This window comes from Megasphaera sp. AM44-1BH, assembly GCF_003467125.1.
Classification (GTDB): domain Bacteria; phylum Bacillota; class Negativicutes; order Veillonellales; family Megasphaeraceae; genus Megasphaera.
The window spans coordinates 1-24,923 of record NZ_QSFA01000019.1 but is presented as its reverse complement, the minus strand read 5'-3'; the positions used below and the strand labels follow the sequence as shown (position 1 = coordinate 24,923).

Genomic DNA, 24,923 nt, shown 5'->3' with positions numbered 1-24,923 from the left:
CAGATACTACTGATTCATTATAACAGAAACGAGCTAAACTGACTATCCCTTTCTTTCCTTCACCAAGATGTGAAATGCTCCCAGCTGGTCATCATACCAGTATGTCCTGGCAGATTCATCTGCATAGCCTGGGAGAGTCAGCTGCCCATACCGCTCGGATATACGCTGCAGAACATTTCCTTCATCTTCATCGGAATGCATTTTTCTAGCAGCTTGCGCCTGAAGAGACGCCATATAAGAGCGTGACAACCAGAACCGCTCTCTGTAAGGATTCAGCTTCTCCTCAGGGTATGATTTCAGATTGCACATATCCCCGTATGGTATATATTCACCCTTATCTATTTTATAGAAGCCCAACATCCCCTTCTCTGCATCGTATCGATAGCACAGGTCTTTATCAGGAACCCCTGCACGGAACGGACACAGATACTGTGGTAAGCCTGTCATCCACCAGCAAGTCTGCTGCCAGCCACCCACTTTGTCCGGTGATTTATCGTCGAGACTACGCCAATCTGCCAATCTCTGGTGTTCTAAGTCAATCAATTGCGACTGAGGACGCAGCGGCCTTGGAATTTGCACGCGAGGGATAGCATCGATATGCGCCCAATTATCGGTAGGAACTAACTCCTTCATGTCATGGCTCTGCAACAGATAATGCGGAGTTTTTTCGAAACCGGGTCTACAGAAGACGACTCTCTGTCCGGGATTGGCCATCCCCTTCCAATTAAACTGCATGACACCAATATTGGGAGCAGATATATCCTGCAGACACGGACGATGACGATGTACACGTCCTGCTAGCTGGATAATCGAGCGATAGGAAGAGGGCTCTACGATAGCCCAATCAAAATCATGGTCACGTCCAATTTCTTCTACCGGAGTGGCAATTACCAAGAAAATACACCGTTGCTTTTGGTTCCTATCCAAATGGGCACGAAGAACTGTATCTTGAAATGAGACCCGTTTTTCCTTCTCATGCTTACGGCGCAAAACATAATCGAGGTACGTTTCCTGTTCATGGCGAAGCAGCAAAACCTGACGGCTGTGATAACACATGAGGAACACCGCTGTATCATCCGGCCAGTCAGCCGACAACAGGGAAAGTGTCATATTGACACAGGGATTGATATTGGCAAGTCGCACGAGGCCAAAGGACACTTCCTTGCCCGTTTTCTCATCAATGACATGGTGATTACTATGAAGCTGCTGGACAGCCTGTTTCATAGCCTCAACATACGACTGCCAGGACAGTTCTTTCGTTGCCTGCGGCTGGCAAGAAATTACGACAGCTTTCCGCTTCACGACCTGTGTCCGCAACTTCTTGACGCGCTTCTCAATAAAGTTCTTATGGGCCAACCCATACTGGTTCGGCTGCTGCAGCGGTATGGCGGAGGATGCAGAACGGAACTCATCCACCCAGACAGCAGTCATCGATTTCGCCTGGTCTGAAAATGCATTATAGCAGCACAGGCCATCCTGATAAGCCTGATACATTCCCTGTGCCAAGTCCGGCGGAATCGTCGCAGAAGACAAAATCACATTGCGTCCGAGCACACCCGCTAAATGGACGAGCCGGGCGACGGCTGTCAAATCCTCCGGCGAGAAATCATCCACTTCATCAATGACGAGGTCAGCTGACATCATCCGAAGGAAAGGCAATAGTCCCTTCCCTCCGCGTGTCACCTCTGTCGCACGGATAATCTGGTCGATTGTCGCCACCAACACCGGCTTGAACAGGAAGGCACCATTTTTCTTCGCTTGCGGATTTTTGCGCCCATCGAGGTAAATGTCCAGATACTTCAACTGATCGTGCGTGAAGTTATCTTCAAAGGAAAGCATATCTTCCAGGAGCTCTTCTTCTCCTGAGCCACCAATTTCGCAAGGAGAACTCTTTTGCTCCGACTCTGTATTTTCATTCTTCTCCTGCTGATATAGTGCTTCGATAGCTTGGGAACCAATGATGACGGCCAGTTCATCCTTGGTCAAATGCATGCGTTCCCGATATTCACTGCCTGTCTGGAGCGTTAGTGAACGCAATCCCAATGCCAACGTATATCGCATGACCTTGCCATCTGGTGACAAAGCCTGCATCAGTTTGGCATTGGCTGTGGTCTTGCCACAACCCGTACTTGCCATATTTAGGATGAACCAAGCCTGATCTATTCCATCCTGTTTGGCCGATTGGATTTCGCGAACAGCCTTGTCCTGCCAATGATAGGGCGCCTTCGCCGATGCAAACCGCACGGTATCAGCCACATCCATCTCGCTTGCAAAGAGGGGCAGCTGGTGCGCAATATTGACAGCTTGAGTAGCCACACGTGTCAAATGAGAAGACAATTTATCACAGAGCTTATTTCCATCTGTATTGGCATATAAAACCTTTTTCTGCTCCTCAATTGGTATATCTGTCTGACATTTCTGGGAAGAGACAAAATGGTCTGCCAGCATCAAGGCTTCCCGCACATATAGAAGGAGCGGACGCAAAGCCAAGCTTGAGTCAGTACAGAGCTGTTGCAGCTGTGCTTTTTCCCGGAGTAGACGGGTCAGCCATTTTTTGACCGCCTTATTCCAGTCATCATCATCCAGCAAGAAGCCTTTTGAAAAAGAAAAACAGGGATTCTCCCCTGCCGGTACAACGCCTTCATACCCCCATTCCGCTTTAACTGTCAAAAAAAGTCTTTCCAACGACATGGGTGGATCTTCTGCACAGATTTTGCATTCCATTTCATTCCGAGTTACGGGCAAATGATGATGCGACAGAATCAGCCAAACCAGGATGCGCATAATTGGCGGCATCGCCGGCAATGAATCTGCCTGATTGTTCCGGTTCTTCATCTCGTTCTTTAAGGTTGTCTTTTTCAGTTTGCCATCCAAGAAAAGATGCATCCAAGCATCGTCATCCTGTGTATCACCACTGATTTTCGCCACGGCTGCCAATAACTGGCAGGAGACCCACTCATGGCGATACGGATCTTTTTCCATCGACGACGACCGCAGCTTTTTCTGGAAATGGTCAGACGATTTGCCCCAGTCATGAAAAAGCGCTGCGACAGCTGTCAATGCCTTGAGCAAGGCAAGATATGGCCAACCGCCCTCCCACTCCTTATGCAGGATATTCTTACGCGTTGTATTGACGGGAACCACGCCCTCTGCATTGAATTTATCACGGTTTCCCACTACCCAGAGAAGCTGGCTGCGATTGCGCGAGCGAATCCAACGGCAGGACACCGCTGTGCTTTTTGTCGCACTCCTGCGCAGGAGCTTCCTGACCTCCTGTACGCCTTCCTGTGTCATAATGGTCTGCCATGTATCATTTCCGATGCGGTCTGCAAATTGATCCAAGATGCGGCGAACCGTCAACAAGGCTTTCTTCTCACTGCGGCTGGTAAACAGTACCATCATGATACGGTCCCTCCTTTCCCCACAATTGGCTCACGCGTTTTACTTCTTCAAACAAGAAGTCCATTACCTTGTGTTCCGCAAATTTCTGCAGACAATACGAACGAAATTCCTGATCTCGGAGATTATCTTCCGCACAGATAAATGCACCCGGCAGGACAATGGCATCTTTTACGAGATCGGCAACATCGAAGACCAAGGCCCCGCGCCGTGTTTTTCCATGCATGACAGCAAAGCCATGCGGTATCCCCAATACCCAAAGGGTGACCGCAGCCATGCCATAGGCCAGATAATTGCCGTGATTCAAGAAGATGTTAGCTTTATCTCCCGCAGGAGCATCATGAAGGCGAACAAAATCTGGCATATTGACGTGTTCACTCGCATATTTATAAAGCGCCTTCGTAAAGATTGCCTCACCTGCCAGCAATTGCTTGATATCCACGGCTTGCCGGATGATCCGCTGAAAACGATGCATAGCCGATTGGATTTCATCGTCATCTGCATAGAAGCCACAACTCTGCAAGTCGCGATCTTTCTGCCAGACCTGCTCGATGAACTGGCATCGCTTCATTTGGAACTCCTTCGCCGCTGTTAACCGCTTATCTGCCTGAAACCAAAAGGAAAGCCATCCCTGTACATATTCCGTTGGCCGGTATTCGCTTTGAGGACTGAGCCATTCAATTTCTACACCCGAAAGCAATGGGGTCCCACCATTACCACAAAACCCGACCATTACGCCAGCCATAGCTAACATCCGTATCGCAGCTTGCGTGATGGATGTACCCGTCCCCAACAGCAGTACCGTCGTATTGGCAATCGGTATATTCCAATATTGATTTTCCCGCTTCCCCTCTGTCAGATAAAGCACGCGCCCATCCTTTTGCATAACTCGGCACTTTTCTAGGTAATAAATATTCGCCCTCTTAGAATGTAGAATGACTTTTAAATTCGATGCTTCAATTTCTGCTCTTGTCATGACATCACCTTCATCCTTAGTGTAAATCCGTTAATTACGTCATCAAAAGCGCGATAAAAAACACACGGCCAGTATTCTTATGCATAGGAGCTGTGCCAGAAGACACGTCCTAGTGTATTTCTACATGTCCATAGCAGGCGCGCCACGGGCACGCCTTTACGAAAGTATTTTTACTGTAGCATAAACAGGTTTTGTCGTTTCTGTTTTTCTAAGCTGCCTATACGGCAGTTAACTAGACCTTACGTCCCGGACCATTGAAGTCGTATTTCTAAGCTGCCTATACGGCAGTTAACACTTTTCATATTCGAGGTGGGCGTTCGTCTGATTTCTAAGCTGCCTATACGGCAGTTAACCGTGCTATTCTTGATTAGCACGCCCCTTGTTTTTTCTAAGCTGCCTATACGGCAGTTAACAGTTTATACGTGTCTATATAATTTTTGTATTTTTTCTAAGCTGCCTATACGGCAGTTAACGAAATCATGCCCTTTATACGAATACAGATTTGTTTCTAAGCTGCCTATACGGCAGTTAACCCGTCATACGATGGCAAAACGCTGCACTCAGTTTTCTAAGCTGCCTATACGGCAGTTAACGGAGTCTTTTGCACGAATATCCTCATCCTGCTTAAGCTCACAACAGGTTACTTTTATTTAACCAAAATTTCGGGCTCTTGTCAAAATCCTGTGATTTCTAAGGTCTGCGAGCAAAGGAAAAATTTTTGGTTAAAAGTCACGCCGAAAAAAATAGTGCAACAGAAGCGATACAGCATGTATTGTTTCTCTTGAAAATATATAATAAAATAATAATTGTTTTAACGGATAAATCAGGATTACTGATGAAATATCTTATCTGATGCGAGGTGCTTTGTATGATGTCAGAATTAGCCGCATTTCTTATGTATTGTATAGGCATGTCCTTTACACCAGGGCCGAATAATCTCATGTCTTTATCGGTCAGCCAGAAAGTAGGGTTTAAACAGGCTGCTCCTTTTCTCTGGGGCCTTTTTTTCAGTTTTTTCATTATTGACGGTGCCGCTTATTTTTGTTCTGCCACGCTGCAGGAACTGATTCCCCAATTAGAAACTCCGTTTAAAGCATTAGGCTCTTTATATATTCTATATCTGACATATAAAATTGTTAAACCTCAGCCAGCTTCGGCAGAAAAAGAAGAAAAAAATATAAAAAGCCGTCTTTTTATTTCCGGCTTTGTCCTCAATCTGACAAACGTCAAGGTCATGCTTTTTTTCCTCATGGGATACATGGTCTTTATCCTGCCGGCATTTACGTCTCTTGTTCCCCGTCTTCTTCTGGGCATCGTCATGTGCCTGCTATGTTCCATTTCTAATGTACTCTGGGCCCTGGCAGGCGCAGCATTCCGCCATTATTTTGCGTCCCATGAACGAAGTACTTCTATCGTTCTCGGCGTACTCCTCTTATTTTCTGTAATCGAAATCTGGATATAATCGTGCCGCTTCTTATTGTTAACCTATTTACAATACAGTGAAGTTGACTTATCTGAAAAAAACGGATATAATACTGCCTGTAGTTATTCTTATATGACAGAAAGGTGATCTATAATGGCGACTCGTGAAGCAGTATTACATCCGGCCTATTCTATCCGTACAATAACAAAAATGTCCATATGCGTGGCATTGTGCTGTGTCTCTGCCTATATATCCATCCCCCTGCCTTTTACCACGGCAATGATTACGGCTCTGACAGTGGTCATGAATCTGACTGCGTTTATTTTGAAACCAAAACAAACGCTTATTGTCATGCTCGTCTGGATTCTTCTGGGAAGCGCCGGCCTGCCTGTATTTGTCGGTGGAACGGCAGGATTCGGCAGACTGTTCGGACCGACAGGGGGCTTTATCATTGCATTCGCCATCGCTTATCCCCTTGTCAGCTTGTTAAAAGGCCGGAAAAATTCCTTTATACGTTATTCTCTTATTGCAGTCATCATAGGGATTCCCATCACGTATCTGGGCGGAGTCATTTCTATGATGCTGGTACTGCAGGTAACGTTCTGGCAGGCTTGTGTCATGGCCGTATTCCCATTCATTCCCGGAGATATTGCCAAAGCTGTCCTGGCTGCGTTTTTAGGGGTGCGGATCAATACGCTCTATCACGATTGATTATCCTTTTATACCAAAGACTGCGTATGATGAAAATTCATAGGCAGTCTTTTTTTACATTGATACTTTGTTTCTGCTATGCTACCATTATGATAGAACTATTCCGGAAAAGGAAGTGATTCGTTGGATATCTCTCTCATAACGGCCCATCTGATGCCGGCGCTTGTCATTTTTCTGGCAGCTCTCATGCAGGCCATCACGGGTTTCGGACTGGTTATCATTGCCGCCCCTTTACTGATGATTTTCTATGACCCCAAGCTTACTGTACTCATTATGTTCGTCGTCGCTATGTGTACAAATATCGTACAGCTGCCGTTTGTATTCCGGGAAGCCCGGACACGGGTCGTTGCCGTTATCATTATCGGATATATGCTTGCCCAGCCTCCTGGCATGCTCATTTATCATCATTTTTCCAGCAGCCAGCTGAAAATCCTGGTCGGTTCCGTTATTTTTCTCTCGTTACTGGCTATGCAGTTTTCCCATCATCATTTCCGCCAGTGTCACCGCAATGATATGCTGACAGGATTTCTTTCCGGTCTGTCCGGAGTCACAACAGGCATGGCCGGACCACCACTCATCATGTACTTTGCCTATGCTGACTTTACGCCTCAGCAGCTGCGCGGTACGAGTGTCTTCTTTTTCTTTCTGAGCGGAATTATCTCCATTTCCTTCTTCGCCGCTAATGGTATCGATTTTACAAATGCCGTATATGAGTCGGCGTATATGATACCGGCCCTGGTTCTGGGAATCCTTCTGGGACAAAAACTTTTAAAATACGTATCTCCCCAGTTATTCCGCCGGCTCATTTTCTGTATGCTTTATTTCGTCTGTCTGTACACATTTTATAGTGTATTAGCCGGGTAACTCGTGAAAATCACAACATAACAGCCCATATTCTGCCTATAGTAAGCGGGCAGGATATGGGCTGTTATGGTTTTATTTATTTACAATCTTAGCGATATTTTTTAATTCGATAGACAAGGTTCCGTCAGGGTTATTAATAAACTGAATATAATCAGAATTATCAATATATTCCGATGGAAAAGTGATTTCGATTCCCGTATCAGTCTTTATCTTATGCGTTTTTCCAGTTCGCCGGGCAAAATCCTGCTGCACCGGTACCTGGTCAGGCAGCTGTGCTTCCTGTATTTCCTGTTCAAACTGATTCTGCATTTCTTTGTTATCTGAAAACACAACAGCCCCCAGTTCCTTAGGTGATAAAGAATCGGATGTCTCTGCATGATCCGCAAGGTAATTCTTGGCTTTAGATAAGGCTTCGACACTGCTGCCACCATGATCTTCTGCCACCTGGGCAGCTATTTTGTTTACCATTTTTACTGCATCCCGGCCAGAAATACAGGACGTGCACTGAAGCAGCCGGTCCGGCAGGATATACATATCTTCCCCATTACATTTCCGTTTCTTATCGACAAAGCGGATAGAAAAATCATCAAACCGTATTAAAGCATAAGCTTCTATTTTCTGTCCCGTCCCCGGCAAAATAGCATAATGTTTGATAAGTTTATTGTACACATGTCCTTCCTCATCCAGTACCTGATGAGTATAGGCCGTTTTATTTTCCAGCATCAACACTGCCAGTGTCCGTACATCATCATCGTCGTTAAAATCGACGACGAGAAGGTCCGTTGATTCCGTTTCATCACAATGAGACAGTATATCATATGTTTTTTTTGCAATAGCTGCTGCTGCATCATCAAAGGTTATTTCTTCCATCTGGAGCTTTTGCAATACATGCTGGAACGAACTGGTAGCGTAAAAAACGCCTGTCTGCTGTCCGGCATCTTTCAGCAGTCGTTCTATCCGTTTATCTACATATTCATACACGACATCACTGGAAAAATCGAGATCTTGTTGTGACAGAATACATATATTCGTATTAAAGTCCAGAATATGAAGGATTGCTTTTTGTATCATCATGGTCATTCCCCCTGTTATTCAATGATTGAAATGCCAGTCCGGAAAAGTCAGACAATCGTCTGGACAACGTGGTCCACTAACCGTTGTAACCGTTCCAGATGGTCATGCTTATTTTTTTCCATCCGCGTCGTCGGACCCGATATACTGACAGCGGCAAAAGATCGCCCTGTCACATCTAAAATAGGTCGGGCATAACAGGTAAGACCATATTCAGCTTCTTCATTATCACAGGCATAGCCTTCTTCCCGCACCGTATCCAGCAAACGCAATAATTCCGATGCATCTTTTACGGAATGGTGTGTCATCTGTCTGAACTCTGTCTTCTTTATGTATTCGTTGACGGTCTGGGCCGACTGATATGCCAGAATAGCCTTTCCCGTTGCCGTCATATGAGCAAACTGGCGATATCCCATGGCTGTTTCCATTTTCAGCTGATTCGTTCCCAGTGCCCTGTCGATAAACATGACGTGAACGGCATCGTCCAGTATAGCCAGATGACAGGTTTCGCCACATTCTTCCGCCAGTTTCTGTAAATACGGATGTACAAGAGAAACCAGCTCCATCCGATTATACGCCAGCATTCCCAGGGAAAACATATTCAGCCCCAGACGATACGTAGCATGGTCTGTCTTGGTGAGAAAGCCCCGGTTCTCCAGGGTCACAGCAAAACGAAATGCCGTACTGCGGCTGATAGATAACTGTTTTGCTATATCATTGACGGTCAGCTCTTCATAATCAAAAAAAAGATTAAATAGCGATAACGCATTATCGACTGAATTAAGTATATATTTTTTTTTATCCTCTGCCGGAATCATAATCCTGCCTCCTGGTCCTGATATAAAATAGGAAGTTCTATACGGTTTAAGTATATGAAATGATGAATCATTTTAATTATATACTAAGCCACAAAGAATTACTACCAGACCGGCAGGCACAGAATATATCGTCAGGATACGCATTGTTTCCATTACTTATTGACAAGAGAATATTGATTTTATATAATAGCATTAAAGAATTCGTATATTGAACTATGTGTATTATTATATGAACTATAAACGCAAAGCCATGACATTCATAGTAGGAGTGCAGCAGACAGCGCTTTCCGTAACTCTGGCAATCACCTATTTCGACCCGATGTCAGCCATTCCGCCAGCCATCCTGATTGTCTGGACTACTGTATTTGGAACACTGATAGCCACGGTCTGGAAAAACCGCACAAAAGAAACAAAAAAAATACCAGTTGATATAATCTGAACGATAGTTACCCTGACAAGGAGGAATTATTATGTCCCATTTCAACCCTGTAACTCCGGAATGTATCGAAAAACTGACCCAGATTCTTGGCCCTAAAGGCCTGACGACGGATGCAGAAAAACTGGAATCATATCAGACCGATGAAGAAGGGAATCCGGTATGGTTTCACAAGCCTGAAGTAGTTGTTTTTCCGGAAACGACGGAACAGGTAGCGGAAATCGTAAAACTGGCCAATACCTATCTGATTCCCATTACACCCCGTGCTGGCGCAACAAACGTCTGCTGTCAGGCAATTCCTGTTTATGGCGGCATCGTTCTCACGATGGACAGGATGAATAAAATCCTGAAAATCGACCCGGACAATATGTATCTCGTCACTCAGCCCGGTGTCAGGACCATCGATCTGCAAAAAGCGGCTCACGAGCATGGCCTGTTATATGCAGGTGATCCATGCAGTGCCGACAGCTGTATGATTGGTGGCAATATAGCTACTAATGCAGGCGGCAATAAGGCCGTAAAGTATGGTACGACCCGTCATCAGATTTACAGCCTGAAGCTTGTCACTCCAACAGGAGCCATTGTAACAGTCGGTGCCCGGCTGCAAAAATGTTCTACCGGATATTGTCTGGAACAGCTCATCTGCGGTGCGGAAGGGACGCTTGGCATCGTAACAGAAATCACATTAAAGTTATTGCCCCTGGCCCCTTATAAATTCGATCTGGTGGCCATCTTTAAAGAGGAAAGTGCAGCTCTTGCATTGCCTAACCGCATAAAAAAAGCCGGCATCGATCCTACCAGCGTGGAATTCATGGATAATAAATGCGTCATGCTGTGCAGTAATTTTGTCAAAGTTACGGCTCCCCATGGAAATGAAGGATGTTGTTATGTCATCATCACTGTAGAAACGTTCGATGAAGACGAACTGGACAAAAAAATGGAAATCGTCAGCGATATATGCGATGAACTGGGTGCCGTCGATATCCTGCAGGCCGATGACCGCATCTGGAGCATCCGCCGTTGCCTCGCAGAAGCTTGTCGCGATGCCGATAAAATGTTCATGACCGAAGATTTTGTTGTCCCTCTGGATAAAATCCCCGATGTGATGTCCATGATTCCTGAACTGGAAAAGAAGCATAACCTGTATTTAATAACTTCAGCCCACATTGGTGATGGAAATATGCATACACTGGCTCTCAATACGAAAGGCCAGTCGCCAGAGCAATGGCTGCATACCCTTGACGCATTCCACCACGATCTCTTTCCACGCATTTATGCACTGGGAGGCAAAATATCCGGTGAACATGGCATCGGCTATAAGAAAAAAGATGAATTCAAAGCCTGCACCCAGCCTGCTGAATATGAATTAGTCTGTGCTATCAAGCACGCCCTGGATCCGAATAATATCATGAATCCCGGTAAAATAGTCGATCTGGAAGAAGTATAATTTCATATTGCATCACGTAACGGACTGCCCTTTTCAGGCAGTCCGTTTATTCGCATATCAATACATCAATATCTTTATATGAACAAATTTGGCGTGTATTATTGACATTTCACTTTATATTGTCTATAATTCAGGTATAGAGTTCATATATTAATACATCAGTTTTATTATAAGAACATTTTTTTGTAAAAGGAGCGATGACAATGAAAGAAATCCGTTTACATGGCCGTGGCGGCCTGGGTGTCGTCAAGGCATCACAACTCGTCGTCCGGGCAGCTGTAGAAGGAGGTCTCTATGGCCAGTCTATTCCGGCATTCGGAGTTGAAAGAAAAGGCTCCCCCGTGTTTGGATATCTGCGTCTGTCCCATACACCCATCCGTCGCCGCATGCAGGTCTATACACCAGATATCCTTCTGATTCTCGACGATTCTCTGATTACCTCACCCGACACGTATGCTGGGTTAAAAGATGGCGGCATGATAATTATCAATACAAAAAAAGCAGTGGAAGATCTGCACGTTCCCAAAGAAACCGGAACAGTGGTAACGGTTGATGCAACGACAATTTCAGAAGAGCTGCTGGGCCGGAATATGCCTAATACGGCAATGCTGGGAGCTTTTACTGCTGCTACCGGCCTTGTCGATATGGAACGTCTTTTGCAGGATATTGCCCAAACCTTCGGAACTATAAATCGTACAGCCGCAGAAAAAGCTGCTGCTTCTATTCAGATTCATCGCTTATAAAGGAAGGAAGGTATCAATATGAGTGAACGTCACTATATCACTCCAGTCGGAGATACGGGAATGTACATACTAGATACGGCTTCATGGCGGGTATTCCGTCCTGTCATGGATAAACATATCTGTATCCGCTGCGGGCAATGTTTTGCGTACTGTCCGGTCAATGCCATCATCTCCCGTGGCAACGACTATATCATCACATATGATTATTGCAAAGGCTGTGGAATCTGCGCGGCAGAATGTCCTAAAAAAGCAATTTCTATGGAACCAGAAGGAGGTAATGCCCAATGAGCAAGCAGGTTGTACTGACAGGAAATTATGCAGCTGCTGAAGCCGCTGCACTTTGCCGGCCTGATGTCATTGCCGCTTATCCAATCACACCCCAGTCATCAGTAGTCGAACGACTGGCTGGCAAAGTATATAACGGGGAATTAGATGCAGAAATGATCCAGGTAGAATGTGAACACTCGGCTATGAGCGCCGTACAGGGTGCCGCTGCCGGCGGAGGACGTGTTTTCACCGCCACATCAGCACAGGGACTCGCTCTGATGTATGAGCCGTATTTCCGCATGTCTACTCTCCGCCTGCCTATGGTTATGGCCCTGGCTACACGGGAAATGACCTCTCCGGAAACGGTATGGAGCGGTCAGCAGGATGCTATGAGTGTACGGGAAGCAGGATGGATACAGGTATTTTGCGAAAGTACACAGGAAATCGTCGATATGATCATTCAAGGGTATCGCCTTGCCGAAGATTCCCGTGTCCGCATCCACGTCAACGTCTGCTATGACGGTTTTTACAGTTCCCATCTGACAGAAGGAGTGCTGATTCCGGATCAGGCAGCTGTAGACGCATTTCTTCCCGATCCGGCACAATCCATGAAAGCCGTTTTGGATCCAGATCATCCTCTTTCGCTCGACCCGCTTACTGCCGGCCCTCTTCTCATGAAATACCGTAAAAATCATCTTGAAGCCATGGAACAGGCCCTGACGGTACTAGAAGAAATTGATGCAGAATTTGGTAAACAATTCGGTCGTTCCTACGGCGGCGGTATCGAAAAATACCGTCTGGATGATGCCGATGTCGTTTTGGTTACTATTGCCGGAATGTCAGGTACAGCCAAAGATGCTGTAGACATCGCCAGAGACCGCGGAATCAAAGCCGGTCTCATCCGTATCCGCTTTACACGCCCCTTCCCGGCTGCAAGGATAGCAGATGCCCTGGCCGGTAAAAAAGCATTCAGCGTCATAGACCGGAGCTGCTGCTTCGGCTGGAGTCAGGGTCCCATGCATATGGAAGTAAAAGCAGCTCTTGCTGATCAGGGAATACATGCCTGCCATTTTTCAACAATCGGAGGCCTCGGTGGCGCCGATATCTCACTGGATGAAATACTGGGTGTCATTGATATACTGGAAAAAGGGAAAAATCAACCTGGTGAAAGACCGGTACATTGGCTCTTAAAAGACTGAGGAGGTATGTCATTATGAGTTATATTGATATATTAAAAAACGCACCTGACCTGGTATCTCCCGGTATATCAGCTTGTCAGGGATGTGGTGCCGAACTGATTCTGCGCCGTGTATTGCAGATTGCCGGACCTGATTCTATTTTCGCTATACCGCCAGGATGCATGGCTGGTGCCGGTGTTGTCGGATGGAATGAAGCAAACGGCCAGAAAACGCCTGTCCATATCACACTGCTGGACAATACAGCGTCGTTTTTAAGCGGATTGTCCCGTATGTATCAGCGCAAAGGGCGCAGTGATGTCAATATTGTCGCCCTGGCTGGTGATGGGGCGACGGCAGACTGTGGATTCCAGAGTCTGTCTGCCACGGCTGAACGCGGTGAAAAAATGCTGTATATATGCTATGATAATGAAGGATATATGAATACAGGTTATCAGCGCAGCTCTACGACAACACGGGGTTCACGGACATCGACGACACCTTTGGGAAGTGTCATCAGCGGTAAACCGCAGGAACAAAAATATATGCCGCTGATCATGGCTATGCACAATATAGCGTATTGCGCCACCGCATCACCGAGTCATATGAAAGATTTCATAGAAAAAATACAAAAGGGACTGGCTGCCAGCAAAGAAGGATTTGCCTATATTCATGTCTTTTCACCATGCCCTACAGGCTGGGCTTACAAAAGTCATGAAGGAATTTCCATTGCCCGCCGGGCCGTCAAAAGCAATATGTTCCCTCTCTGGGAATGTAAAAACGGGACCTATAGATTAAATGATACGAATCCCAAACCGATTCCTGTATCCGAATTTGTAAAAGGCATCGGTAAATTCAAAGCACTTAGTGATACGGCAATTTCTGAAATACAACACATGGTGGATGCCCGTTTTGAACTTTTAAAAAAATTATCGGAATCATAAAGGAGGGTATCCTATGACTCAGGTTATCAGCGCCAGAGAAGCAGCAGCGCTTGTCCATGATGGCAATACGCTGGCACACAGTGGTTTTGTCGGATTCGGTCTGCCGGATTATCTCTTAGAAGCGTTGCAGGAACGATATGAGCACACATCATCACCTAAAAATCTGACTCTCATAAAAATAATTGGTGATAGTGATAAAAAAGGGCATGGCAGCGACCGTCTGGCAGCGGAGGGCCTGGTCCGGACACTTATCTCCTCTCACGCAGGGCTGGAACCGGATTTTTCCCGGTCTATCCAGGAAAATAAATGTCTTGCCTACATGCTGCCTCTCGGTGTCTTATTGAAACTATTCCGTGCCCAGGCAGCACACCAGCCCGGCGTCTGGACGGAAACAGGTCTCCATACCTTCGTCGATCCCCGGCTGGAAGGCGGTAAAGCCAATGACCGGACGCGTCACGAAGGTCCGGATCTGGTCCGTCTTACCCATGTCGATGGAAAAGAATATCTCTTTTTTCCGGCACTGCCCATTCATATTTGCTTTCTCCGTGGTACGTATGCAGATGAAGAAGGAAATATTAGTATAGAAAAAGAAGCCCTGCAGTGTGATCAGCTGGAACTGGCCGCGGCTACCCACAATTCTGGTGGCATTGTCGTCGTACAGGTCGAAGATATAGTAGCCCGTGGTACTCTCGATCCCCGTCTTGTAAAACTCCATCACTTTATGGTCGATTACGTCGTCAAGGCGCCTCCCGGACATCATTGTCAGAGTCTGGCCACAGACGCATTCCGGCCCGAACTCACAGGAGAGATCAAAAAGCCATTGGCAGCTTTTTCTCCTATGCCCCTTTCCATCCGTAAAATTTGTGCTATGAGGGCTGCCCAGGAATTAAGTCCCGGTTCCCTCATAAATCTGGGAATCGGCATGCCTCAGGGAGTGGCTTCCGCTGCCGCTGAAATGGGGATCGGTAATCTCATGTTTTCAACAGAATCAGGTGTTCTCGGCGGCATTCCTCTGACAGGTCTTGATATGGGGGCTGCCGTAAATCCTGAAGCCATATATAAAACAGCTGACATCCTGGATTTATATGATGGCGGTTGTCTCGATCTGGCCGTTCTCGGCCTGGCCGAAATGGATTGTGCCGGAAATGTCAATGTTTCCCGGTTTAACGGTCGTGTTGTCGGACCAGGGGGATTCATTGATATTTCTCAGAATACCCGTCATATTATTTTTCTTGGGACCTTTACCGCTGGTGGATTACAGGTATCCTGTTCTGACGGAGCATTACACATTGTACAGGAGGGGACATATAAAAAATTCAAAAAACAGGTAGAACAAATCACCTTTTCTGCTGAGTATGCTCTGGCCCACCACCAGACCGTACAGGTTATAACAGAACGGGCTGTATTTGTTCTCACCGATAAGGGCCTCATGCTGACAGAGCTGGCACCTGGCATAGAGCTGGAAAAAGATATCCTTCAGCAAATGGATTTCCAGCCTCTTATAGCTCCTTCCCTGAAAAGAATGGATACATCGTTATTTATATAACCCCACAAACATACAGCAGGAACCGCTTAAATGCGGTTCCTGCTGTATGTTTGTGGGAGATATCATATATTTGGGCGTATATATGAACGGGCAATGTACATATTATAAATTACTGATAATCATAAAAAGTATCAACAGAATACCGGTCAGAGCAAGCATTTTTTGTGTCATCTGAATAGTCATGGCAAGTTCCTCCTGTTCCCGTATCAGAATACAAATTTTTTTTCACTTCTGGAAAGACCGGTCTTTTATTTCCTCTTTTCATGTATTATACTATCACTAACAAACCTATCTGTAAAATTGAAATACTTGAACAATTGTATCGGAAATTCCGAACACGCAGAGGAGGAACCGGAATGGAATTACGCCAGTTAAAAACGTTTACTGCCATCGCCCACCTGGGCAGTTTTTCGAAAGCTGCACGGAAAACAGGCTATGCCCAGTCTACGATTACCGGGCAGATCCAGCAGCTGGAACAGGAACTGGGAACCCATCTTTTCGAACGCCTGCCACACCGCACTATCCTGACCAGCCAGGGACAACTATTGCTGCCCTATGCCGAACAAATAGTAGAACTGGCCCAGACGGCCAGGGAAAGTATCATCAACGAAACCTGTCTGAGTGGAACGGTTACCATCGGTACGATGGAATCTGTAGGTATTATGAGACTTACCAGTGTCCTGGAAGAGTTTCATATACGGTATCCCCATGTCGATTTACGGCTGCAGTTTGGCTCCTGGGACCTTTTGTACCAGGCTCTGCGTGAGGGGCGTATCGACGTAGCCTTTCTCCTGGGGCAGCATATACAGGATTCATCCTGTACTGCCAGGATTTTATTCGATGAGCCCATGTATCTTCTGGCTGCACCAGAACATCCTTTGGCGTCACGGGACACGGTAGAGATCGGCGATCTTTCCGGTCAGACACTGATTCTGGCAGAAAAAGGCTGCAGCTACCGCACGGCTTTTGAAAACACGCTTGCCCAGTACCACGTACTTCCAGCACAGGTGTTGGAAGTAGAGAGCATATTTGCTATCAAGAAACTCGTGGCCAGTAATTTAGGAATTACCTATATGCCGGCTATGGCCGTCCAGGATGAACTTCATGCGCAATCACTCATACGCCTGCCCTGGGGCGGGCCGGATTATCATATTAAAACATTGATGATTCATAAAAAGAATAAATGGATTTCCCCAGCACTAAAAACATTTTTTTCATTGATCCGGGAGCGGTTCTCCTGTACGGACACGGACAAGATGTAATCCATCAAACTTCCGCATCATAGTTTTTCTTTTGCGCACCCATTTTTTTCGTTACCATCATCCGGATATATAACGCTGTTTCTTCTGGTTCTATGCGCTCTATATGAATCCCGCATGATGGATAATTCACAGACATGGTGTTCAAAAAATAGATAAGATTCTGATAGGAACCCATTAATTCCATCCGGTACTGCCCGACCGTAGTGGTTTCTTCCTGGATAGATACCAGATGCATCTGGCTTTCCCGGGCAGCTTCTTCCGAAGCAGCAATACCATCCTGTAGTAAGGGCATATCATAATCTGTCTTCATTTTTGGCATAGAAGACAATATGACACTATTTTGTTCCAGCAACTGTATCGCTTTCTGCCATTCATTCCGGGTATTGTACAAGGTAAAACTGCACCATAGGGATAAAAGGAGAATCACCCCGAAAAGTCCGCCCAATCTCTTCTTCACGTCTTGTCTATGCATCTTTTTTAGGTTTTGACGTATCTTCATGATATAACAATAAATGCAGTTCTGCCGTATTTTCATTTCCCTTCATCTGCCATTTCCGTATATATGCTTTGGAAAACCATGGTGAGTTCTGTAATTTTTCTTTCCACTCCCGTACGGCTGACTGCTGACGACTGGATATGTCTATCTTCAGCGTGCCCCGTTCTGCCAGAATTCGTTTCACCGTGATAGCAGCCGGCTTCGTATCGGCCAGGCATACCAGCATCGCCTGCCAGTGAGGACCCCCTGTATCCTGCAGTAACTGTACTCTTTCTTTCCTTTTTTTCATCCTCGTATTATGGACCTGAATCTCCGACTGTACGGGCAGCAGAGTCTGATCAAATCGTTGTTTCATCGTCTGGATTTCGTATATATACAGGAAATTCAGTATCCACACAGTCAGGACACCAACGATGGCAAAATAAAGAAAAATGGTAAGAAAAACAGACCTGCTTTCATTATGCGCTTTTTCTGTCTCTGGTAATAAATTGATTTTAATATTCATCTATATAGTTCCCAATAACGATGGTGGCCCCTGGATGTGCCATTTGTGCTGGAACTGTTCTGTTTTTTTCTGCCATACAGGCTGACACAGGTTTTGCGTAGCGATTTCTTTCACATTCATACGAAACCACTCCGTACTATCCACCTGGCTTATGGCACCTTGTTGAAATGCATATGATATGACAACGCCTTCTTTTATTTCCATAACATGCAAATCTTTATGTTCCTGCAGAAAAAACGTACCGTCTGTACCAGCATATTGATTATTGATGACGCCCGGAAGCAGCAATATATTTCTGACACGCAGTCCCGCATCATTTGCAGCCTTACAAACGGTTTCGATGGCAAACCGGGGATAGGCCCCCAGGATCCACGGATGCATATCCTGCCCATCACTTTTATGTATGCGGCAGATATCAAAGATATATTCCGTTTCTTTCCCAGCCAATGGTTCTGACCAGACAACAGCCTCTCTTCCTTCGGCATCGCTTTCTGCCGGCAGTTCACAAAGCTGCCATAAAACAAGAGGACCGCTTAATACCAGAGACAGGGACCAGCCACAAAGATCATATATCTCCAGGACATGTTGCAGAACAGCCTGAATCGTATCTTTTTCTTCCATCCACCGTGCATTATGAATTTCCGCATACGTATCTCCCAGGACAATCCGGCACCGATGCAGCCAGTCATATTCTTTTTTGATGATATGAATTGCGTGAGGAGAAAGCCAGAGAACCACATCCTTTTGTGCCCACTTTTTCATCTTACAGCACCTCTTATATTTTGTAGTCATGAAATGTAAACACCCATTTCTGACCCGGATGATCATAGACCGCATCAAAAGAAAGCGCCCGTGTCTGTTGTACGGCATCGGGTCCGACACGGGCTATTCCCCGCAGTGTTCCCGATACACATTCTGGTCCAGTCTGATACAATACGCGTACTACTTTGACATTTCTGTCCGGGCCTGATGTTTCAGCCAGTTTTGAAAGATTTTGTTCCCATTTCTCCGGAAGTTCCGGATCCTTTTCTATCCCGCATTGCCGCTGTCCCATAATCAACGCACTTTCTGCCAGATAAGACGCCTCAACAGCATAGCTATACATTTCTATCTGTTTTTCGTATTGATGGGCTAACGCGGCTGCAGCCATAGAAAAGCCAAAGATGATCATCCCTGTCCACAGTGTAAAAAGCATAATAAAACCATTACGACGCTTCATAGGCTATCCCGTTTCCAGGACGTATCCACAATTCACACCGCCAGATACAACCTGCTTCATGTATCAGATTCATCGCTATGCGGACACATTCACCTTCTTGTGAAAAAACAGGGCATCCCGGCTCCAGGGGCTTTACGGTAATTTTATTTCGTCCTGTTTCTTCTGTTCCAGTCACAGGCTGTACCGTCCCGTCATCAAGGCATTTATATACGATACCCTGCCGTATCAGGAAACCGCTGCGCAGCTTCTGGTCCGTAAGGAATCGTACCGACGAATCGGTCACACGCAGAGAAGAAGCCGTGGAAAGAGATACAGTCAGTGTATCTTCCAGATGTATTCCCTGTAAGGCCGTTTCCTGCCAGGAACAGCCATATTCAAACATGCGCACTGCCTGTACGGCCGCAGGCAGTACTGCCAGTAAAATCAGTGCCGTCAGAGAAGACGCCAATACCATCTCCAGCAATATAAATCCATTTTGCTTACGGCTCGTTTTCCCATCCAAGACGCGTACAGTGAATCTTTTTTCCTCCATCATCCAGCACCTCCACATCATATCGCACACATTCAGAATCCCATATGGATTTCTCACTATGCACGTAATATGGCTTTCCCTGTACCCAGCGTATCGTATCTTCTGTTCCATCTTTTTTCATTCTCTGATATTCCATTTCATTCCTGGCTATACTGGCTGCCTGCTGCCATGTATTTGCCCGGGAATATATGCGCACGGTCTCCTGCATCATAAAGACAGACGGCAGTATGAAAGCCAAAACAACACCAACGGCAGCCATGCCATCGAGCAGCAGGAATCCACAGTTATACCATCCGGATGCGCCCGGTCTGGGCGGCAATAACAATTTTCTTTTCATGGCCGCATCTCCCTTGCAATACAATTTTCATCTGATTTCCTTTAGGCCGGCCCTGTTCATCAAAATAAAAATCTTTTCTGTATGCCGTACTGCATAGTTTCACATCTTTTTCATAGCTTCGGCGCTTTATAATCCGTGTACCCGCCAGAACGACATATTCCTGCTGACGGACCGAAAGCTTCCAGATTGGCCCGCTGCCATTATTACCAACAGCATGCTGGCGGACTGCAGCCAGGTCCCATGCCATTTCTCTAGTAAGCGCCTCGAGGTGCATTTTTTCTGCAGGGGATCCGGGAGGAATGACAGTCAAGCCGACAAGGGTTAGTAATATGGATACAGCCAGACATAATTCAAGCAGCAAAAATCCTTTGTTTCTTTTTATATCAGTAATCCGGTCCATGTAATCCATTCTCCTGCAAAAAAAAAGGAAATCCACCACCCGCTTATTAAAAACGGGGCAAAAGGTATGATCTTTTTATGACATATAAGCCAATATATGACAGCACATGCCAAAGCAGAACAAAAGGCAACGCAAAGAGTACTGTACAACATCATGCCTGAACTGCCCAGAGAAAGGGCACCTATTAATTTCACATCTCCCCAGCCAATACTCCCGGGCATAAAGAAAGCGGCCAGGGACAATCCGGCCAGACAGGCCAGACTGAGAATCCAGTCTGGCTGTACCAGCCGGAGCAGGCAGGCAGCTCCATTTACCGAAAGCAGGAGCAGGACCAGTCCGTCGGGAATCCAGTAGTAACGGATATCCGTATATATGATAACCGACGAGCATACGATCACTATACCCAACCAGCAAAGTACGGGAAAAGAACACAGCTCAAGGCTGTCTGCCATCCGTATCACCCAATTCCTTTCTCAAACGTATTCCTTTATGGCTCATTTTTTGTATTCCCTTCGGGATTTTTTGACGTATAGGTAATCCCATTGAGTGTAACCTGTACTACCCCATCGGCAATGCTGTACTGCTCAGCCCCGGCAGGCGGTTTCGGTACAAATTCAAGATACTCTTTTTCTGCCAGCGTTTCGACTGTATCAGGATACGCACCGGTATCAAACTGATACACGGCAGCAGCGTTACTGATTGTCCTGAGGTCGGCCTGTATTTTCGCCTTATTGGCTTTATCACCAGCAGAACTGAATTTGGGAACGGCAATCGTCGCTATAACCAGTATAATAGAAACGACAATCAGCATTTCCAGAAGGGAGAACCCATTCCGGACGGGATGACACCATTTTTTTACCATCGAGTACATATTCAAACACTCCTCTCCATATGTTATACAATAGCAGCCGCCGCATCCAGAAGCGGCAGCAGTAAAGCCAGGACTACCAAACCTATAATCAGTCCCATAAAAGCCAGTGTCAGCGGCTCTAAAAGGCGGCATATACGCTGGGACCAGCGGGCAATCTGCCAGTCATAATAAGCAGCAATTCTCAAAAAGGCTGTATCGTAATTACCCGTATTCTCTCCCACAAGAATCATAGCCTCCAAAAAAGGAGTCGTGATGTCTTCCCTCTGTACAGCTTCCAGAAACGAATGACCGGACCGCACCCAGTTGCTGCAATATTCCATCCGCTTCTGAAACCAGATGCCCGGCGTAACAGCTGCCGCATCCCGTATTGCCGAAAGAACAGGAATACCACTGGCAAGCTGCATAGCCATGACCCGGCTGAAACGCTGCCAGCACCATGACAAATACATTCGTTTATAGGGGGGAATCCGCATCATATATGACGTAATGGACAAACGAATATGCGGTCGCCTGTATCCATATACTACGAGGGCCACCAGTAACCCTGAAACTCCCAATAACACGACACCGTAACGGCAGCAGATTGCCTGAAACCAGAGAAGACCTCTTGTCAAAAATGGCAATGGCACATTCATCGCAGTGAACATGGATGCAAAGACAGGCAGGATATAAAAAACGGCTCCTATGAGCAGCAGACCCGTACCTGCGAGAAGAAATGCAGGGTAAATCATCGCCTGTATCAACTGCTGCTTCTGCCGGTTTTCTTCCTGATAATAGGTCCCAAGAATGGATAATACGGATTCCAGATTTCCCGAATGCTCGCCAGCCCGCAATAAACAACAGGCCATCCCGGGAAAAATCTGTGATGTCTCCATTGCAACCGAAGGACTGGATCCATTTTCCATCTCATCGCCTATCTGCATGAGCACGTCTTTTTTACGGCTTTGTGGCAACTGTCTGACCAGCAGGCACCAGCTGTCCACAAAAGGAATACCTGCTTTCGTCATTTCTGCCAGTTCTTTAAAAAAGCTTCCCAGTTCCTGTGGTTTCATTTTGTGCCGGCGCTCTGGCAGCGGTAATGTCCGCTGCGGCAGTTCTTCAATGCGCAGAACCTGCCACTTTCCCGCTTCCATCATTTTATATACTGCAGTTCTTGAGGGAGCATGCAAATGCCGTGTCACAACACTGCCCGAAGAATGTCTGGCCGTCACCTTATAATGTATCTGTTTCATCCTGCTCCACCCTGTCTGGCCTGTTCCATTGTGCGCATCCCCAGAGCTGCTCCCATTTGCATGAGCGATGGCAGCTGATGCTCCCTTCCAGTGCGGATCAGCTGGGATACGGCAGGTGTCTGCAATAAAACCTCTCTGACAATACGGGTCTTCTGCCGGGAGCATACTTTCTGCTGGGCTAATACGGCCTGCAAAACCTGTGACAGCCGGTACCGGATTTCCTCCTGCCGGCTTCCCGGATATGCTCCGACAAAACGGGTTATCGCCTGAGCGGCAGACCGGGTATGCAGTGTAGAAAAGACGAGATGGCCAGTCTCAGCCGCAGTCAGTGCGGCGTCCATGGTCTCCTGGTCACGCATCTCCCCAATAAGGATTACATCCGGATCCTGCCGCAGCGCCTGACAGACAGCCTGGGAAAAACTGGTAAAATGACAATGCAGTTCCCGCTGGGTAATGAGAGAATGTCCTTCGCCGAGTACGATTTCTATAGGATCTTCCAGCGTAATGATATGATATTTTTTATGGTCATTCAGATATTGGATCATCCGCCACAATGCCGTGGTTTTCCCGCATCCTGTCGGTCCACAGATTAAAATCAGGCCATCAGGACAACACGCCAGCCGCTGCAGTAACGGCTCATCCTCATCCGCTGGCAGCGATGACAGAGGATATAAAATGCGGATGTCGGCATAAAACCCGCCATATGCCTGACAAAGTTGTACGCGGAGCCGGATCGTTTCATCCCATCGCGCAGACAAAGATTCATCTTCTCCATCGCTCCAGCCCTGGGCCAGCAGCCAGTATCGGATTTCCTCTTTTGTAACAAACCAGTTCTTACAGGGAATCAGTTCCATCCCTATGCGCAGCATCACCGGGCATCCCTCCTGCACGTGTATATCCGTTGCCTGTTTTATTACGGCAAACGCAATGACATCAGCAATCGACATCGTCTCCCTCCTCTTCGTAAATACGGTGGATTTCCTTTTCGTCTGTCAACTGTTCCCGGAGGGCATGGCGGATACATTCATTCATGAAAACCGCCTTATCCTTTGATGCTGCTTCTAACAGTTTTTTTCGTTCCTCCCTTTTCTGTACAGCCTGTCTCATAGAAGGACCGGAACGAACGACCTCACAAAGACAGAACCGCCCGCGATAGCCGTCTTCCGTGCGATATCTTGCCAGACGCTGGGAAGCCATGCCTGATAAGGCTTCGGCTACCAGAAACGGTTCTAGTCCCATATCCAGCAGACGCAGCGGTACATCGACGGCCCGTGCGGTATGAAGGGTACTGAAGACACGGTGTCCCGTGAGCGCCGCCTGCAGGGCAATACCGGCCGTCTGTGCATCCCGTATTTCGCCGATGACTAATATATCCGGATCCTGACGGAGTAACGCACGCAGCCCGTTTTGAAAAGCCAGTCCTCCTTTTTCATGAATCTGGCTCTGACAAAATCCATTGACCCGGAGTTCTACAGGATCTTCCAATGTGGCAATACTGATTTCGGGACTATCCAGTTCCCGCAGGAGCGCATACAACGTAGTCGTCTTACCACTGCCTGTGGGGCCGCAAATAAGAAATAATCCCTGGCTTCCCCGGACGATACGCCGCAGAAGCTGCCTGGACGGCTCATAGGGAATCAGTTCGTCCAGATGGAACGGCTGATGGTCTGCAAACAGGCGGAGGACGATTTTTTCTCCCCGTACAGTCGGCATCGTACTGACCCGTACATCCAGCATATGATTTTTCCCTTTCCAGACACACCGCCCATCCATGGGCAGCCGCGTATTGGCAATATCCATATGACTCATGACTTTGATGCGTGCTGAAACAGGGGACAAGAACGTTGTTTCCATATGACCGATTGTCTGTAGTATGCCATCAATACGAAAACGGACGCGCACATTCCTGTCCAGTGGTTCAATATGTATGTCACTGGCGCCCATCTCCGCAGCCTGTGCCAGCAGTGAATGGACAAAAGGCTGTACAGACATTCCCTTCTGGAAACTCCATTCAGACATCGTCATTTTCTCCTTTCTTTCTGGTCTGTTCCCAGCATAGCATGCAAATGGTCCCGTGTGTTGATTTTAATCAACATCTTATGTAATTTTAATTTTATTCTCATAATCTCATTGTATTTTAATGATATTCTTATCAAATTTTAATACTTAATCAAAAAGGGGGGGCTGTAACAAAATGAGTTTTTGATATGCTCCCCCTATGAGAGACAGTAAAAAATAAAACTGTCATC

General features: G+C 46.6%; 27 protein-coding genes and 1 CRISPR repeat array. Of the genes, 11 read left to right on the top strand and 16 right to left on the bottom strand.

Translation table 11 applies throughout. The features are described from left to right. Positions 1 to 42: 42 nt before the first annotated feature. Positions 43 to 3,402, bottom strand: coding sequence for a type I-F CRISPR-associated helicase Cas3f (cas3f, locus tag DW949_RS11120; protein WP_118023285.1), 3,360 nt, complete (start codon positions 3,400 to 3,402; stop codon positions 43 to 45). Next, positions 3,374 to 4,375, bottom strand: a complete 1,002-nt coding sequence (gene cas1f, locus DW949_RS11115; protein ID WP_118023284.1) for a type I-F CRISPR-associated endonuclease Cas1f — start codon at positions 4,373 to 4,375, stop codon at positions 3,374 to 3,376. Before cas1f ends, cas3f begins: the two co-directional genes overlap by 29 nt. Positions 4,376 to 4,580: 205 nt before the next feature. Then, positions 4,581 to 4,968: a CRISPR direct-repeat array (repeat unit 28 nt; unit sequence TTTCTAAGCTGCCTATACGGCAGTTAAC). 275 nt (positions 4,969 to 5,243) lie between these two features. Here cas1f and DW949_RS11110 point away from each other — a divergent pair. The 3 genes from DW949_RS11110 to DW949_RS11100 all read left to right on the top strand — a co-directional run bounded on the left by DW949_RS11110 (position 5,244) and on the right by DW949_RS11100 (position 7,373). Beyond that, positions 5,244 to 5,837, top strand: coding sequence for a LysE family translocator (locus DW949_RS11110; RefSeq protein WP_118023283.1), 594 nt, complete (start codon positions 5,244 to 5,246; stop codon positions 5,835 to 5,837). A gap of 114 nt (positions 5,838 to 5,951) precedes the next feature. Next, positions 5,952 to 6,509 (top strand): biotin transporter BioY, encoded by a 558-nt coding sequence (locus DW949_RS11105; protein ID WP_118023282.1) that lies wholly within the window; start codon positions 5,952 to 5,954, stop codon positions 6,507 to 6,509. Positions 6,510 to 6,632: 123 nt separating this feature from the next. Next, positions 6,633 to 7,373 (top strand): sulfite exporter TauE/SafE family protein, encoded by a 741-nt coding sequence (locus DW949_RS11100; RefSeq protein ID WP_118023281.1) that lies wholly within the window; start codon positions 6,633 to 6,635, stop codon positions 7,371 to 7,373. Positions 7,374 to 7,445: 72 nt separating this feature from the next. On the opposite strand, the gene DW949_RS11095 is transcribed toward DW949_RS11100, so the two are convergent. After that, positions 7,446 to 8,447: a nucleoid-associated protein gene (locus DW949_RS11095; protein ID WP_118023280.1), complete on the bottom strand. Its 1,002-nt coding sequence runs from the start codon at positions 8,445 to 8,447 to the stop codon at positions 7,446 to 7,448. A gap of 47 nt (positions 8,448 to 8,494) precedes the next feature. Continuing rightward, positions 8,495 to 9,262, bottom strand: a complete 768-nt coding sequence (locus tag DW949_RS11090) for an IclR family transcriptional regulator (RefSeq protein WP_118023279.1) — start codon at positions 9,260 to 9,262, stop codon at positions 8,495 to 8,497. A gap of 229 nt (positions 9,263 to 9,491) precedes the next feature. Here DW949_RS11090 and DW949_RS11085 point away from each other — a divergent pair, with 229 nt between their 5' ends. The 8 genes from DW949_RS11085 to DW949_RS11050 all read left to right on the top strand — a co-directional run bounded on the left by DW949_RS11085 (position 9,492) and on the right by DW949_RS11050 (position 17,082). After that, positions 9,492 to 9,701, top strand: a complete 210-nt coding sequence (locus tag DW949_RS11085) for a hypothetical protein (RefSeq protein ID WP_118023278.1) — start codon at positions 9,492 to 9,494, stop codon at positions 9,699 to 9,701. Positions 9,702 to 9,732: 31 nt separating this feature from the next. Next, positions 9,733 to 11,145, top strand: a complete 1,413-nt coding sequence (locus DW949_RS11080; protein ID WP_199595887.1) for an FAD-binding oxidoreductase — start codon at positions 9,733 to 9,735, stop codon at positions 11,143 to 11,145. A 203-nt stretch (positions 11,146 to 11,348) separates the two neighbouring features. Further along, entirely contained in the window at positions 11,349 to 11,888 is a 540-nt protein-coding gene (locus DW949_RS11075; protein WP_158570679.1) for a 2-oxoacid:acceptor oxidoreductase family protein, read from the top strand. 18 nt (positions 11,889 to 11,906) lie between these two features. Beyond that, positions 11,907 to 12,176 carry a 4Fe-4S binding protein gene (locus tag DW949_RS11070; protein ID WP_199595885.1) on the top strand — a complete coding sequence of 90 codons (270 nt, stop codon included), beginning with the start codon at positions 11,907 to 11,909 and terminating at the stop codon, positions 12,174 to 12,176. Further along, the gene (locus DW949_RS11065) at positions 12,173 to 13,354 is read left to right on the top strand and encodes a phenylglyoxylate dehydrogenase (RefSeq protein ID WP_118023275.1); all 1,182 of its coding nucleotides are present in this window, start codon (positions 12,173 to 12,175) and stop codon (positions 13,352 to 13,354) included. Before DW949_RS11070 ends, DW949_RS11065 begins: the two co-directional genes overlap by 4 nt. A 14-nt stretch (positions 13,355 to 13,368) precedes the next feature. Then, positions 13,369 to 14,274 (top strand): thiamine pyrophosphate-dependent enzyme, encoded by a 906-nt coding sequence (locus DW949_RS11060; RefSeq protein ID WP_118023274.1) that lies wholly within the window; start codon positions 13,369 to 13,371, stop codon positions 14,272 to 14,274. Positions 14,275 to 14,287: 13 nt separating this feature from the next. Continuing rightward, positions 14,288 to 15,820 (top strand): acyl CoA:acetate/3-ketoacid CoA transferase, encoded by a 1,533-nt coding sequence (locus tag DW949_RS11055; protein WP_118023273.1) that lies wholly within the window; start codon positions 14,288 to 14,290, stop codon positions 15,818 to 15,820. Positions 15,821 to 16,176: 356 nt separating this feature from the next. Next, the gene (locus DW949_RS11050; RefSeq protein WP_158570678.1) at positions 16,177 to 17,082 is read left to right on the top strand and encodes a LysR family transcriptional regulator; all 906 of its coding nucleotides are present in this window, start codon (positions 16,177 to 16,179) and stop codon (positions 17,080 to 17,082) included. 4 nt (positions 17,083 to 17,086) lie between these two features. On the opposite strand, the gene DW949_RS11045 is transcribed toward DW949_RS11050, so the two are convergent. The 12 genes from DW949_RS11045 to DW949_RS10990 are packed head-to-tail and all read right to left on the bottom strand — an operon-like array spanning position 17,087 to position 24,693. Further along, positions 17,087 to 17,539 carry a hypothetical protein gene (locus DW949_RS11045; protein WP_147349060.1) on the bottom strand — a complete coding sequence of 151 codons (453 nt, stop codon included), beginning with the start codon at positions 17,537 to 17,539 and terminating at the stop codon, positions 17,087 to 17,089. A 7-nt stretch (positions 17,540 to 17,546) separates the two neighbouring features. Further along, complete coding sequence (locus DW949_RS11040; RefSeq protein ID WP_118023270.1) at positions 17,547 to 18,083, bottom strand: PilN domain-containing protein; 537 nt, start codon at positions 18,081 to 18,083, stop codon at positions 17,547 to 17,549. Next, entirely contained in the window at positions 18,084 to 18,845 is a 762-nt protein-coding gene (locus tag DW949_RS11035) for a hypothetical protein (protein WP_118023269.1), read from the bottom strand. 13 nt (positions 18,846 to 18,858) lie between these two features. Then, positions 18,859 to 19,302, bottom strand: coding sequence for a hypothetical protein (locus DW949_RS11030; RefSeq protein WP_118023268.1), 444 nt, complete (start codon positions 19,300 to 19,302; stop codon positions 18,859 to 18,861). Then, positions 19,289 to 19,837: a type II secretion system protein gene (locus DW949_RS11025; RefSeq protein ID WP_147349059.1), complete on the bottom strand. Its 549-nt coding sequence runs from the start codon at positions 19,835 to 19,837 to the stop codon at positions 19,289 to 19,291. Before DW949_RS11025 ends, DW949_RS11030 begins: the two co-directional genes overlap by 14 nt. After that, on the bottom strand, positions 19,782 to 20,171 hold the full coding sequence (locus DW949_RS11020) for a hypothetical protein (protein ID WP_147349058.1): 390 nt from the start codon (positions 20,169 to 20,171) through the stop codon (positions 19,782 to 19,784). Before DW949_RS11020 ends, DW949_RS11025 begins: the two co-directional genes overlap by 56 nt. Beyond that, on the bottom strand, positions 20,119 to 20,571 hold the full coding sequence (locus tag DW949_RS11015) for a Tfp pilus assembly protein FimT/FimU (protein ID WP_118023265.1): 453 nt from the start codon (positions 20,569 to 20,571) through the stop codon (positions 20,119 to 20,121). The genes DW949_RS11020 and DW949_RS11015 overlap by 53 nt, the downstream gene beginning before the upstream one ends. Next, a complete protein-coding gene (locus DW949_RS13990) occupies positions 20,550 to 21,023 on the bottom strand; it encodes a prepilin peptidase (RefSeq protein WP_118023264.1) in 474 nt (157 codons plus the stop codon). The genes DW949_RS11015 and DW949_RS13990 overlap by 22 nt, the downstream gene beginning before the upstream one ends. A 35-nt stretch (positions 21,024 to 21,058) precedes the next feature. Beyond that, entirely contained in the window at positions 21,059 to 21,442 is a 384-nt protein-coding gene (locus DW949_RS11005) for a competence type IV pilus major pilin ComGC (RefSeq protein WP_199595883.1), read from the bottom strand. Between the two features lie 23 nt (positions 21,443 to 21,465). Next, positions 21,466 to 22,674: a type II secretion system F family protein gene (locus DW949_RS11000; RefSeq protein ID WP_118023263.1), complete on the bottom strand. Its 1,209-nt coding sequence runs from the start codon at positions 22,672 to 22,674 to the stop codon at positions 21,466 to 21,468. Next, a complete protein-coding gene (locus DW949_RS10995; RefSeq protein ID WP_118023262.1) occupies positions 22,671 to 23,621 on the bottom strand; it encodes a type IV pilus twitching motility protein PilT in 951 nt (316 codons plus the stop codon). Before DW949_RS10995 ends, DW949_RS11000 begins: the two co-directional genes overlap by 4 nt. Further along, a complete protein-coding gene (locus DW949_RS10990) occupies positions 23,608 to 24,693 on the bottom strand; it encodes a GspE/PulE family protein (RefSeq protein WP_233539584.1) in 1,086 nt (361 codons plus the stop codon). Before DW949_RS10990 ends, DW949_RS10995 begins: the two co-directional genes overlap by 14 nt. Between the last annotated feature and the right edge of the window lie 230 nt (positions 24,694 to 24,923).

Bases quoted from the DNA above. Each gene is read 5' to 3' on its own strand.
- cas3f (WP_118023285.1), bottom strand. From the start codon at position 3,402: ATGATGGTACTGTTTACCAGCCGCAGTGAGAAGAAAGCCTTGTTGACG.
- cas1f (WP_118023284.1), bottom strand. From the start codon at position 4,375: ATGACAAGAGCAGAAATTGAAGCATCGAATTTAAAAGTCATTCTACAT.
- DW949_RS11110 (WP_118023283.1), top strand. From the start codon at position 5,244: ATGATGTCAGAATTAGCCGCATTTCTTATGTATTGTATAGGCATGTCC.
- DW949_RS11105 (WP_118023282.1), top strand. From the start codon at position 5,952: ATGGCGACTCGTGAAGCAGTATTACATCCGGCCTATTCTATCCGTACA.
- DW949_RS11095 (WP_118023280.1), bottom strand. From the start codon at position 8,447: ATGATGATACAAAAAGCAATCCTTCATATTCTGGACTTTAATACGAAT.
- DW949_RS11090 (WP_118023279.1), bottom strand. From the start codon at position 9,262: ATGATTCCGGCAGAGGATAAAAAAAAATATATACTTAATTCAGTCGAT.
- DW949_RS11085 (WP_118023278.1), top strand. From the start codon at position 9,492: ATGAACTATAAACGCAAAGCCATGACATTCATAGTAGGAGTGCAGCAG.
- DW949_RS11080 (WP_199595887.1), top strand. From the start codon at position 9,733: ATGTCCCATTTCAACCCTGTAACTCCGGAATGTATCGAAAAACTGACC.
- DW949_RS11075 (WP_158570679.1), top strand. From the start codon at position 11,349: ATGAAAGAAATCCGTTTACATGGCCGTGGCGGCCTGGGTGTCGTCAAG.
- DW949_RS11070 (WP_199595885.1), top strand. From the start codon at position 11,907: ATGAGTGAACGTCACTATATCACTCCAGTCGGAGATACGGGAATGTAC.
- DW949_RS11065 (WP_118023275.1), top strand. From the start codon at position 12,173: ATGAGCAAGCAGGTTGTACTGACAGGAAATTATGCAGCTGCTGAAGCC.
- DW949_RS11060 (WP_118023274.1), top strand. From the start codon at position 13,369: ATGAGTTATATTGATATATTAAAAAACGCACCTGACCTGGTATCTCCC.
- DW949_RS11055 (WP_118023273.1), top strand. From the start codon at position 14,288: ATGACTCAGGTTATCAGCGCCAGAGAAGCAGCAGCGCTTGTCCATGAT.
- DW949_RS11050 (WP_158570678.1), top strand. From the start codon at position 16,177: ATGGAATTACGCCAGTTAAAAACGTTTACTGCCATCGCCCACCTGGGC.
- DW949_RS11040 (WP_118023270.1), bottom strand. From the start codon at position 18,083: ATGAATATTAAAATCAATTTATTACCAGAGACAGAAAAAGCGCATAAT.
- DW949_RS11035 (WP_118023269.1), bottom strand. From the start codon at position 18,845: ATGAAAAAGTGGGCACAAAAGGATGTGGTTCTCTGGCTTTCTCCTCAC.
- DW949_RS11030 (WP_118023268.1), bottom strand. From the start codon at position 19,302: ATGAAGCGTCGTAATGGTTTTATTATGCTTTTTACACTGTGGACAGGG.
- DW949_RS11025 (WP_147349059.1), bottom strand. From the start codon at position 19,837: ATGATGGAGGAAAAAAGATTCACTGTACGCGTCTTGGATGGGAAAACG.
- DW949_RS11020 (WP_147349058.1), bottom strand. From the start codon at position 20,171: ATGAAAAGAAAATTGTTATTGCCGCCCAGACCGGGCGCATCCGGATGG.
- DW949_RS11015 (WP_118023265.1), bottom strand. From the start codon at position 20,571: ATGGACCGGATTACTGATATAAAAAGAAACAAAGGATTTTTGCTGCTT.
- DW949_RS13990 (WP_118023264.1), bottom strand. From the start codon at position 21,023: ATGGCAGACAGCCTTGAGCTGTGTTCTTTTCCCGTACTTTGCTGGTTG.
- DW949_RS11005 (WP_199595883.1), bottom strand. From the start codon at position 21,442: ATGTACTCGATGGTAAAAAAATGGTGTCATCCCGTCCGGAATGGGTTC.
- DW949_RS11000 (WP_118023263.1), bottom strand. From the start codon at position 22,674: ATGAAACAGATACATTATAAGGTGACGGCCAGACATTCTTCGGGCAGT.
- DW949_RS10995 (WP_118023262.1), bottom strand. From the start codon at position 23,621: ATGTCGATTGCTGATGTCATTGCGTTTGCCGTAATAAAACAGGCAACG.
- DW949_RS10990 (WP_233539584.1), bottom strand. From the start codon at position 24,693: ATGTCTGAATGGAGTTTCCAGAAGGGAATGTCTGTACAGCCTTTTGTC.